The organism is Nocardia sp. NPDC003979 (assembly GCF_053605015.1).
Genome location: NZ_JBSGIJ010000005.1, coordinates 336,997 through 348,072, shown reverse-complemented (window position 1 = coordinate 348,072; position 11,076 = coordinate 336,997). Strand labels below are relative to the sequence as shown.

Here is an 11,076-nt window from a genome sequence, read left to right as displayed (position 1 = left end):
AAGGATCGTGATGCGGGAAGTTATCTCCGCACCGGGCTGGAACGACGATCCCGACTCTGGAACCACCGCCATGATCGTCAGGGTGACCGAGCATGTGGCGACACTGCCGCACCGCTGGTGGGGGCGCGCTCTGGTGTGGAACCCCGAAATGCTCGGCCCGGCAACAACTTTCCGATGGGACCTGCTGTCCGACATCACCGACGCCGCCGATGCCGACCGGATCGCCGAAGCTCTGTTCTCGGTGATCCGAGACGAGGGCGCGCTGTATTTCGTTCCGGAGGCGTCGCTGCTCACCGCGAACCTGCTGCTGGCCGCCGCGCGCGGAAGGCGCACCCTCACCGACGTTCTCGACTGGATACACGCCGCTGACCTGGACGAACCCTATCGCCTGCTGGACGCGGCCGGGGAGCTCGACCCCACCGCGGATCTGGAGACCTTCGGCGAGGCACCGGCCGGAGAGCGCGCCGCGATCTGGGCCGTGGTCCGCCAGGCCATGCTGCCGCTGGATTACGGCCCGATCCTGGCCGCCTTGGGCCCACACGGCGACGCTGGATCGCCCACCGACCAACTGCCGGTCTTGGGATCGCGTGCGCTCGCCCAGCACCGGGAGATCTTCGTCGTCGAAGTGCCCGGCACCCGCAGCGCGGGTGTGGCCGCCGCACTGCGGGCCGAGCTGCTGCTGGCAGCCCAGGACGCGGGCGTGGCAACGCAGGTCGTGAACGTCGGCGCCCTGCGAAGGGGTGCGTGATGCAAGATTCCGCACTGGCTTGGGTGTGGATCGCGGCGTTCGCTGTGGCCGGAATCGGCTACGGCGTGTCCCGAATCCACCAACAAGGCACGTCGTGGCTGGTGATCAGCTTGGTCACGGCCGTGCTCGTCCTGATGTTGAGCGTGCTGGGGTGGGCGGTGCGCAAGGCGTGGCCGCGTGAGACGCCGGACAGGCTGCTGCGCGACAAGCGCCAGATCGCGGACATGCTCACCAAGCAAGCCGCTCAACGCGGCGTGGGCCTGCGTGCCTCCCTCGAATCCGCCAAAGGCGTGTCCATGCGGGAACTGGCCCCGCTGATCGGTCGGCTGCTGGGCAAGCTGATCTACGCCTCCTGGGAGGACTTCACCATCGTGCTGATGGGCCCGCGCAGCAACAAGACCTCCGCTGTCGCGGTCCCCCGCATCCTGTCCGCGCCCGGCGCGGTGATCGCCACCTCGAACAAACCCGACCTGTGGATTCTCACCGCAGCCCTGCGCGAGGCCGTCGGACCGGTCTACGTCTTCGACCCCGGAAAGATCGCCTACGCTCCCCAAAAATGGTGGTGGAACATCCTTTCCGGCATCACGACGTTGCGCGAGGCCAAGATGATCGCCGAGCACTTCATCGAGGAGAACCGCGCCGGAGGCTCCGCACAGAGCGAAGACCCGTTTTTCGCCCCCACCGGAAAGAACTTGCTCGCCTGGGCGCTGCTGGCCGCCGCGCTGAGCGGGCGCACCATGCGCGATGTCCTGGACTGGATCGACACCTACTCCGACAAGCCGATCGACATCCTGCACCAGCACGGAAATCGCCGCGCGGGCAACGCGTTCGCCGCAGTGCTAGACCTGCCGCCCGAGACCCGCGGTGGTGTCTACGGTGAAGCCCAGACCGCACTCGCATCGATTCAGGACGAAGAAACGCTGCGGTGGATCACCCCGCCACACACGTGGGAACAACAGACCACGGAAAAGATCACCGAACTCGACCTGTGGTCGCTGTTCGCCTTCGAAGACGGCAAGGCTCCAACCCTGTACCTGATGACTCAGGAAGGATCGGGCAGCGCGGGCGCGGTGATCGCCGCGATCGTCGCCAAGATCTTTGAACTCGGCGACCTCGCCGCATCAGCCCATGGCGGACGCGTCGACCCACCTCTGACACTTGTTCTCGACGAATGCGCCAACATCTGCCGGATCAAGCGCCTGCCGAAACTTGCTTCGCATCTGGGCTCGAAGTCGATGTGCGTCACCGCCATCTTCCAATCCGAAGCACAGATCATCTCCACATGGGGCGCCGACGAAGCAGCTGCGTTGTGGGGCGCGTCGACCATGCGCATTCTCGGCGCCGGATTGCAGGACGAACCGTTCCTGCGCAAGATCTCCGGTCTGGTCGGCCAGTACAAGCCCCGCGAGCGCCGCCGCTCGCACGGTCCCGGTGGTGTCACCACCTCCAACGACCGCGGATCACTCGAGCCGATCATGCCCGTCGAAGACATCGCCGCGATGAAGAAACACAACGCACTGCTGATCCGGCAGTCGTCGCGACCGGTGTTGATCGACCTCATTCCCTGGTACACCGAGCCGGATAAAGGCGACATCGAGCGGGTCCGGGTCAAGGCCACCGAGGAGGTACAGAACGCCGCGATCGAGCATCTAGGTCCGGCCAACCCTGTCGCGAAGGTACTGCGGCGGAGACTCGACGACAACGCGGAGGCGAGTGCGGCGTGAGCACTGACGGGGCTCCGGACACGCGTCTCGAAGAACTGTGCGAACAGCTCGCGATGCTGAGCGAAGCGATCGTCGAGATGCGCACCCAAAACCGGTTGCTGTCAATGAAAGTCGAGCGTGTCGACGCTACCGCCGCCCGCTCCGCCCAGGGACTCGACGAGTTCGAAACAGCGCTCGGAGTACTCGCTGACCGGATGACCGCGAGCGCCCCACCCAACACAGTCACCGTCGCATCACCGAGCACAGCCGAAACGGCGGCAACCCCAGCAACTACTCTCCCTGACTCGGCGACGGACCAGATCGACATGGAAGTTCTGCTGGACTGGGTGATCACCAACGTCGGTACGTGGGCCCAACGCAAACTACCGCGCTCGGCGACAAGCACTGCCAACGGCGCGATCTGCTGGTGCTCACAATGGTACGAGCACCCCGAGGCGGTCACAGTGCTGTGGTCGCTACGCCGCGCGTGGCTCGAAGCGGTCGTCCAGCCCGGTGCCGCCATGGCCGTGTACTTCCGTGACTTCTTCTATCCTCTGCTCAACACCCTGACCAACCCAGCCGGCCCGTTCTACGCCTGTACACCCGACAATCATGACCTTGACGCAAAGTTCGTCCCGGTGATCCCAGCGGCCTTCAAACCGTGATCCCTGCACGCCCCAACCTCGAAGTCCATGGGCATGACCCAAGCGAACCACCAGCATGTGCCGCGGACGCCGATGACCTGCCACTACTGGGCGTACGCAATATATGTCCGCCTGGGAAATTGCGAGTTCGTGGAATCAACGAGCCGAACTGGATTTATGGTGCGGCATCTGGTTGCCCGAAGACATCGAACGGCCAGTCGCTGGTGAGCTGTACTTCGGTGTGCGGATCGGGGTGCTGTCCACTGTCGGCCCACCTACCTTCTCGGCCTGCTCGCTCTCGGAGTCGGCCCAGACGACGCCGTGGTAGAAGCCCCTGGCAACCGACGACGTCCGGGAGGTACGCCTGGCCGACGTCCTCCGCAGGCTGCTGCCCCTGACTCCTTGGCCGAGTCGTGGCGGCGACAACTGGACGCGCTCTACACCCGCGGCGCGGCTGGATACAACGACCAATATCAGCGCCTGCTCACCGGGGACCGACCGCCGATCAGCACGACATCGACAACCTCGGCATCGGCGGTCAACTATGCGCCCGGAGGAATACCTCGCTGTTCGGCAGGCCCGGCAAGCTATTCGTCGGTGTCGCTACCGGTGACGTCGACTATTGACTCCCGGACGGCGCACCCATACACCAAGGTACGCGATTCAGCCGACAGCAATATGCTCGCCATGCCGGCACTTCGCGAGATCAGCGATCCCGGAAATCTGACCCATCGCGGCTCGTCGGTTCCCGACCAGCACAGCGACAGGCTTTACTGACGGGTGAGCTCTCGGCAGCGACGCGATCGTCGAGTAGATCGGGGGTAGCGTTCGAGCGCGGTACGCCACTCGGTTTGCGACTCCGGATAGTCCCCGAGCACGGTCACGTCGCCGTAGATCTTTGGTCCAGGGCGTCATCTCGGTCGTGAAGTCCGGGAAACCTGCCCGTAGGTCCTCGATCCGTGCGCGCACCGCGGTCAGCTCGACCTCGTCGAAGTCGTCCCCGACGTGGGGCTCGGACATAACGGGCGGCTCACACGCGGGCTGGTGCCCACATCTCTAGTCTCGGACGGACCAGCTCGGACGGCCGGCGAAAGCACACAGTGTGATCGAAACATGTTGGCTCGAGGATCGAACGCGGAATACCATTGCCTGAACGGCGCACCGCAACTCTATGACAGCACGGCAAATTCCGCTGTCGCGCAACGATGTTCGATCGCGGTTTGCTCGCGAGATGCTCACACGACTACGAGTTCCGCTGTGCCGCAATGCCACCTCGACGAGCGCGAATTCGGCTATCCTGAGATCGACTTCGGGGGGGAAGTGCCTGCGTTCAGCAGAGCTCCGGCGCGCCCCGATCAACCTTGGTGCAAGGTGCAAGTTCGGAGGCTTAGTAGATGAACAAAGCCGGACCAGCATGCAGTACTGGCTTTCCACACGGTGGCGAATACCCACGGTTACCGGACCCGGGGCGACGCTACGGTGAACTCAAACACTTACCCATTGGCCCGATGCTGGTGGAGAACCCGCTGGTTACCCGCCGCCGCATCGATGAACTCGAGGGTTTGGTCATCTCGATCCGGCACAAAGGCATCCTGCAGCCACTGATCGTGGGACGCGCGGCGGCCTTCCGGCTCGCTCGGCCAGACGCGCAGTTGCCGCCCGGGGCGGAGTTCGTGGTGGTTGCGGGGCACCGAAGGTACGCGGCTGCGCGGCTCGCGGGCTTGGGCACAGTGCCGGCCATCGTCCGCGACGACGTCGTCGCCAAGGCCGACAACGTGGTGGTCTCGCTGGTGGAGAACGTGCACCGGGCCAAGCTGGTGCCGTTGGAGGAGGCGCGGATGCTGGCGGTGCTGCGCGATCTCGGGCTCACCCAGCGCGAGATCTGCGAGCGCACCGGCGTCAGCCAGGGGCAGGTGTCCAAACGACTACGACTACTGGACCTCCCGATCTCGCTGCAGGACGAGATCGAGGAGGGCTCGCTAACGGTGATCGATGCGTTGACCGTCCTGCAGAATCTATCCGATCCCGCGCAGCAGCAGCGGTGTGTGGCGTTGAGCCAGCAGCACAGCCGTTCGATCCGCAGTGTGCTGCGCCAGCTCGAACACGAGCCAGCGGCGCCCCCACGTAGCCCCGATCCGAAGCCGGAACCTGGTGCTGGTTCCCGGAATAACGCGCCTACACCATACTTGACCCCGGTGCCCTCGCCCGCTCCGCCGCAGGTCCCGGACCTCGAACTACTCAAGGGTCCAGACGTGAGCGCGCTGCACGCTGCCTCGGCGCAGGCCCGGGCGATCGCCTGCCAGTTGCTCGTGCAGCGCGGCCTCGCCGGGCGCTTCGCCACTGAATTGCTCATGGATCTCGCGCTCGATCCCCCGATCGCCCGCTCGGCCGACGCGGTGCAGGCGGCCCGGACGGTCGCCCAACGGTGGACCCGCTCGATACCCGTCAAGGACATCGAGCGCGAACCGACCGAGGCCGAGCTCGCGTGCGCCGAGCTCGCCGGCGCAGAGCTGGCGCCGAGCGACCTGGCCGGGGCGATCGCGCTAGCCCATCGCGAAATCGATCTGAAATTCGCGGCACCGCTGAATCGTCCGTGGCGGCGCTCTGCCCGCAGGCACGTCAGCCGCCTCGCCCGGTGGGGGGTGCACAAACCGAGCTCCTATGAACTGGCCCGCCTAGAAGAGCCCGAAGAGCCCAACCATCACATCGAATCCTGCTGATTCCATGGAATCAGCGTCGAAGGCCATGGAGGTCGCAATGTCGGTGCAATACGTCGTCGGTATCAATATCGGATTCCATGATTCCTCCGCCTGTCTGCTGCGCGACGGTGCGCTGCGGATGATGGTCGAACAGGAGCGAGTGAGCCGGCGCAAGCGGGCGCTCGCCCAGAGCCCCGCCGACGCGGTGGCCGCCTGCCTGCAAGCCGAGGGCATCGGCCCCGACGAGGTCGACGTGCTGGCGATCGGCTGGGACTTCCGCGACACCGCGATGGGCCGGATGAAGCGCTTCGGCGACGAAGCCCTCACGCGCACAATCCTTCCCGGCCGCACCCGCCCCGCGCCGCCGGTGCGCTGGGTGCCGCATCACATCGCGCACGCGGCCTCGGCCTACTACAGCAGCGGACTCGAGGAGGCGGCGGTCCTGGTGGTGGACGGCGCGGGCGAGCGCACCGCCACAACCATCGCGACCGCCACCCCGGCCGGCATCGAGATCGTGCGGGAATGGCCGATCTCGCAATCGCTGGGCTTCCTTTACGCGGCCGCGACCCGCTGGTCCGGGTTCGGTGATTGGGGCGCAGGCAAACTCATGGGCCTGGCGGCCTATGGACGCCCGTGCGACGATTCGCCGGTGCGCGTCACCGAGGACGGCTACGAACTCGTTATCGACGGCCGCCGTCTGGAGATCGCCGAGGACGACGGCCGGGCCGTGCGCGGGCCGATGTTGAGCCAGTTCCCGGATTTCGAGAAGGCCATGCTGGGCCGCTTCGCCGAGATATACCCTTACGCCGAGCGTTCCGACAGCGGCGAAGACGCCATCGCCTACGCCGATTTCGCCGCCTCGATCCAGAACGGCCTGGAACGGGCGATGGCCGCGCTCGCCGAACAGGCAGCGCGCACCGGGAAATCAGCGCTGGTGCTGGCCGGCGGCGTGGCGATGAACTGCTCGATGATCGGTGGGCTGATCCGCGCGGGCACCTTCGACACGGTCTATGTGCCGCCGGTACCCACCGATTCCGGTGTCGGGCTCGGCGCCGCCCTCGTGGTCGCTGCAGAGCAAGACGGGTTCGCGCCCACCGTCATCGATCATCCCTATTGGTCCAACGACATCGACCGCGACGAAGCCGAAACCGCCCTCACCGAAGCCGGTTTGACCGGCCGCAAGCTAGCCGAGGACGATTTGGCGGCCGAGGTGGCGGGCCTGCTCGCGGCGGGCCGCATCCTCGGCTGGGCGCGCGGACGGGCCGAGATCGGCGAGCGCGCGCTTGGTGCGCGCAGCATCATCGCCGACCCGCGCAGCCGGACCACGCTGCGCCGGTTGAACGTTCTCAAAGGCCGGGAGATGTGGCGTCCGGTCGCGCCGAGCGTGCTGGCCGAGCGCATCGACGAGGTAATGGAGACACCGGTAGGCTCCCCCGCCCGCTTCATGCTGGCTGCCGGGCGGGTGCGCGCCTCGATGCGCACCATCGTGCCCGCGATCACCCACGTCGACGGCACCGCGCGACCGCAACTGGTGGACCGGCGCACCAATCCAGGCTACTGGTCGATGATCGAGAATTTCCGGCGGCTGACCGGGGTGCCACTGGTGGTGAACACCTCGTTCAACCTCGCGGGCGAGCCCATCGTGCGCACCGCTGCGGATGCCATTTCGACATTCCAACGCTGCCCGGAAATGGACGCACTCGTGCTCGGACCGATGCTGGTCGAACGTCCGGAAAACGCCGGGACCAGGACGAACTGATGTCGGGCCGGGAATTCGTTGACCCGCTGGAATTTCGCCGCCACTTGCTAACCTGGCCGATATGACGATCTCGCGGAGCTTCGTGAACATCTGCAGTGACCAACTCCCGACAACGCGTGACTTCTATGTAGATCTACTCGGTTTCCAGGTCGGCTACGACAGCGATTGGTTCGTGCAACTCAGCGACCAGGATTCCGACGCCACCATCGGCATCATGGCCCGTGATCATGAGCTGGTGCCCGAACAGGCCCGCGGCAAGGCCACCGGCTCCTACCTCACCGTCGTCGTCGACGACGTGGAACCGGTCTTTGCCCGGGCCAAGGAGCTCGGCGTCCCGATTGTCGAAGAGCCCCGGGATCTGTTCTACGGCCAGCGGCGCATGCTGGTCACCGATCCCAACGGCGTGCTCGTCGACGTGTCCAGCCCGACTGCGGCACCGCCCACCGGACTCTGACATGTCCACCCAGGATTTACTGGCTCCGGTGCGCACCTGGTTGCGCGCCGGAGCCGAATCCGGTGGTCCGGGTGCACCTTTGGAGGCGGTCCTGAGCACGGTGGATGCCGCGGGCAAGGCTGACGCGCATTGGATCCGCCTGAGCCGGGTCGACCACGGCGTCGTATTCGGCGCGGCGCACGGCTCCGACCTCGGCCTGGATCTCGCGCTCGAATCCGCGGCTGTGCTCTGTGTGCACGCGCCGCGGGGTCCGCAGCGCGCCCGTATCGCCTGCGTCGCAACTCGTCTGGATCCGCTCGACTCCGACCGTCTCTTCGACGAGCTGGACCGGCACGCCCAGCTGCGCGCCTGGCTGCCGGGCCGGGACAACCCCGAAGGCGACCCCCTCGCCGTCGTCCGGCTCCGGTTCAACGGCCAGCTCATTCCACGACCGCACGCGTGGGGCGGCTACCGGCTGCTCCCGACCGCGGTAGAACTCGGCACGGCAATCCCGCTTCATTGATTCCACCGGCAAGGGGGGCGATAGTGACCGACCATGCGATCGAAATACACGGTCTGCGAAAGGCATTCGGCGACCGGAAGGCGGTCGAGGAGCTTTCCTTCACTGTAGCGCCGGGCTCGGTGACCGCCCTGCTCGGGCCCAACGGGGCGGGCAAGACCACCCTGGTGCATCTGCTGGCCACCCTGCTGCGGCCCGACGCCGGTTCGGCGACGGTGGCCGGGCACGATTTGCTCGCCGAGCCGGAACGGGTGCGGGCCTCGATCTCGCTCACCGGACAGTTCGCGGCGGTCGACGAGGTACTCACCGGCCGGCAGAACCTGATCATGTTCGGCCGGCTGCAGGGGCTGTCCCGGCGCGCCGCCAAAGAACGCGCGGCCCAGGTGCTTGCCGACTTCGCCCTCACCGATCCCGCCGACCGCCCGGTCGGCAAGTACTCCGGCGGCATGCGGCGCCGCCTCGACCTCGCCTGCAGCCTGGTGGTGCGGCGTCCGGTCCTGTTTCTCGACGAACCGACCACCGGGCTGGATCCACGCAGCCGCCACGAGTTGTGGGAGGTGGTCGACGGGTTGCGGGCGACGGGCACGGCGGTGCTGCTCACCACCCAGTATCTCGAGGAGGCCGACCGGCTCGCCGACCGCGTCGTGCTGATCGACCACGGGCGGGTCAAAGCCGAAGGCACACCCGCCGAGCTCAAAGCCGCTGTCGGACAGACGGTATGCGCGGTGCGGGTGGCGGGTGAAGAGCAGCGAGAGACCGTCGAGCGGCTGCTCGCGGAGCTGCGCCCCCGGATTGAGGGCGGTGAGGTAGTCGTCCCCGACGCCTCGGCGGCCGTGACGGCCGACATCGCGCGGCGCTTGGACCGGGCCGGCATCGAACCGAGCGGGCTGACCTTGCGCCAGCCCAGTCTCGACGAGGTGTTCTTCGCGCTCACCGGCGCGGGCGCGCATGCCGAGGACGCGACAGCCGACAGCGGTGCCGCATGGTGACCGCGGCTCCGGCGCAGGCCGCGCTGCTCGCGGGCCGCAATATCCGCCGATTGCGCACGCCCGCCACGGTTTTCGGCGCGGTGGTGATTCCGCTGGTCTTCTTCATCGGCTTCTCGGCGGTACTCGGGCGCATGCTCGAGTACCGCGGCCTGGACGCGGCGCAGTACCTGACGCCCGCGATCGTGGTGCAGGCCGGGATGTTCACTGCCATGTCCGCCGGGTTCGCGGTGTCCTCGGACGTCGCCGAGCGGGTCATCGTGCGTTTCCGGACGATGTCGGTCGGGTGGCCGGCGATCCTCGCGGGGCGGCTGGCCGCCGATGGGCTGCGGGTCGTCGGGTCGGTGCTGGTCGTGACGCTCGCCGGTATGGTCGCCGGGTTCCGGTTCCACGGCACCGCGCTCGCAACCGCTGGATTCGGCGCGCTAGCAGTGCTTTTCACCCTGGTCCTGGCCACCGGCGCGTCCGCCCTCGGCGCGGGCTCCGACGACCCGGAGTCGGTCAACGCGCTGCTGCAGATCCCCTATCTGCCGCTGATCATGCTGTCTTCGGCGTTCGTGCCGGTCGCCGCGTTCCCGGGGTGGCTCGAGCCTGTCATCCGGAATTCGCCGGTGACCGCGGTAGTCGAAGCGCTGCGCGGACTCGCGGATGCGGAACCCGGCACGCCCGCGCTCCCGGCCGCGCTGACCTGGCTCGCCGTGCTCGGGCTGCTGTTCGTGGTGCTGTTTCAGCGCTCGCTGCGCACAGCGATGGTGCCCAAATGAGTCTTGCCACCGAAACCTTCGTGCTTGCCGAGCGCAATCTGCGACGGTTCGCGGCCAGCCCGCGCGCCGTGATCGGCACGCTGCTGTTCCCGCTGTTGCTCATGCTGATCATGCTGGCGGCGTTCTCCGAGATGGTGGCCGGTGTCAGCGGCGGTGCGTATATCGATCGGCTGGCGCCGCTGATCGTGTTGTACGCGGCCGCTTTCGGCGCGGTGAATACCGGACTCGGCCTGTTCAACGATCTCCGATCGGGCCTCATTGACCGGATCCGCTCGCTGCCGGTGCACCGCGGCGCCGCCCTACTCGGGCGGGTGGCCGCGGATCTGGTTCGCATCGTGGCGGTGGCCGCGTTGATCACCCTCGTCGCCGCGGCCTTCGGCTTCCGGTTCAGGGGTGGTTTGGCCGGGGTCGTGGGATTCGGGTTGGTCGCGCTCGTCGTCGGCTGGATGTTCCTGTGGCTGGCCGTCCTCATCGCACTGCGGGCGCGGACCGCCGACGGTGTGAGCGCCGCATTGAACGGCCCGCTCACGCTGCTGCTGTTCCTGTCCACGGGTTTCGCCCCGGTCGAAGCGTTTCCGGGCGCCCTGCAGCCGATCGTGCGCGCGAACCCGTTGAGCGTGGCGAGTGCGGCGATGAGCGGGCTGGCCGGTGATGGTCCGGTGGCGGGACCGGTGCTGTGGACGTTGCTGTGGGCGGGCGCGGTCACGGTGGTGGCGGCTCCGCTGGCCATTGCGCTGTTCGGTCGCCGCGGTCGCTGAGCCGCTATTCCCGTGCTGCCCGGGCCGAGCCGTTGCGGCGGGTATCCCGCGTCGACCACACT

Annotated in this window: 11 protein-coding genes; all 11 read left to right on the top strand. The window is 67.2% G+C overall.

Features of this window, described 5'->3' with window-relative positions; all coding sequences use genetic code 11:
• Nucleotides 1-10: 10 nt before the first annotated feature.
• The 11 genes from ACWEVR_RS13930 (at nucleotide 11) to ACWEVR_RS13880 (ending at nucleotide 11,014) form a co-directional block, all read left to right on the top strand.
• On the top strand, nucleotides 11-748 hold the full coding sequence (locus ACWEVR_RS13930; protein ID WP_452467237.1) for a hypothetical protein: 738 nt from the start codon (nucleotides 11-13) through the stop codon (nucleotides 746-748).
• On the top strand, nucleotides 748-2,472 hold the full coding sequence (locus ACWEVR_RS13925) for a type IV secretory system conjugative DNA transfer family protein (protein WP_452467236.1): 1,725 nt from the start codon (nucleotides 748-750) through the stop codon (nucleotides 2,470-2,472). Before ACWEVR_RS13930 ends, ACWEVR_RS13925 begins: the two co-directional genes overlap by 1 nt.
• Before the next feature lie 53 nt (nucleotides 2,473-2,525).
• Nucleotides 2,526-3,116 carry a DUF4913 domain-containing protein gene (locus ACWEVR_RS13920; protein WP_452467235.1) on the top strand — a complete coding sequence of 197 codons (591 nt, stop codon included), beginning with the start codon at nucleotides 2,526-2,528 and terminating at the stop codon, nucleotides 3,114-3,116.
• A gap of 381 nt (nucleotides 3,117-3,497) precedes the next feature.
• A complete protein-coding gene (locus tag ACWEVR_RS13915; protein ID WP_452467234.1) occupies nucleotides 3,498-3,872 on the top strand; it encodes a hypothetical protein in 375 nt (124 codons plus the stop codon).
• Nucleotides 3,873-4,489: 617 nt separating this feature from the next.
• Nucleotides 4,490-5,815, top strand: a complete 1,326-nt coding sequence (locus ACWEVR_RS13910) for a ParB/RepB/Spo0J family partition protein (RefSeq protein ID WP_452467233.1) — start codon at nucleotides 4,490-4,492, stop codon at nucleotides 5,813-5,815.
• 37 nt (nucleotides 5,816-5,852) lie between these two features.
• The gene (locus ACWEVR_RS13905) at nucleotides 5,853-7,553 is read left to right on the top strand and encodes a carbamoyltransferase family protein (protein WP_452467232.1); all 1,701 of its coding nucleotides are present in this window, start codon (nucleotides 5,853-5,855) and stop codon (nucleotides 7,551-7,553) included.
• A 61-nt stretch (nucleotides 7,554-7,614) separates the two neighbouring features.
• The gene (locus ACWEVR_RS13900; RefSeq protein ID WP_446225102.1) at nucleotides 7,615-8,007 is read left to right on the top strand and encodes a VOC family protein; all 393 of its coding nucleotides are present in this window, start codon (nucleotides 7,615-7,617) and stop codon (nucleotides 8,005-8,007) included.
• Nucleotide 8,008: 1 nt separating this feature from the next.
• Nucleotides 8,009-8,509, top strand: coding sequence for a hypothetical protein (locus ACWEVR_RS13895; RefSeq protein WP_452467231.1), 501 nt, complete (start codon nucleotides 8,009-8,011; stop codon nucleotides 8,507-8,509).
• A gap of 23 nt (nucleotides 8,510-8,532) precedes the next feature.
• Nucleotides 8,533-9,495 carry an ATP-binding cassette domain-containing protein gene (locus ACWEVR_RS13890; protein WP_452467230.1) on the top strand — a complete coding sequence of 321 codons (963 nt, stop codon included), beginning with the start codon at nucleotides 8,533-8,535 and terminating at the stop codon, nucleotides 9,493-9,495.
• A complete protein-coding gene (locus tag ACWEVR_RS13885) occupies nucleotides 9,492-10,256 on the top strand; it encodes an ABC transporter permease (protein WP_452467229.1) in 765 nt (254 codons plus the stop codon). The genes ACWEVR_RS13890 and ACWEVR_RS13885 overlap by 4 nt, the downstream gene beginning before the upstream one ends.
• Entirely contained in the window at nucleotides 10,253-11,014 is a 762-nt protein-coding gene (locus tag ACWEVR_RS13880) for an ABC transporter permease (protein ID WP_452467228.1), read from the top strand. The genes ACWEVR_RS13885 and ACWEVR_RS13880 overlap by 4 nt, the downstream gene beginning before the upstream one ends.
• Nucleotides 11,015-11,076: the final 62 nt, after the last annotated feature.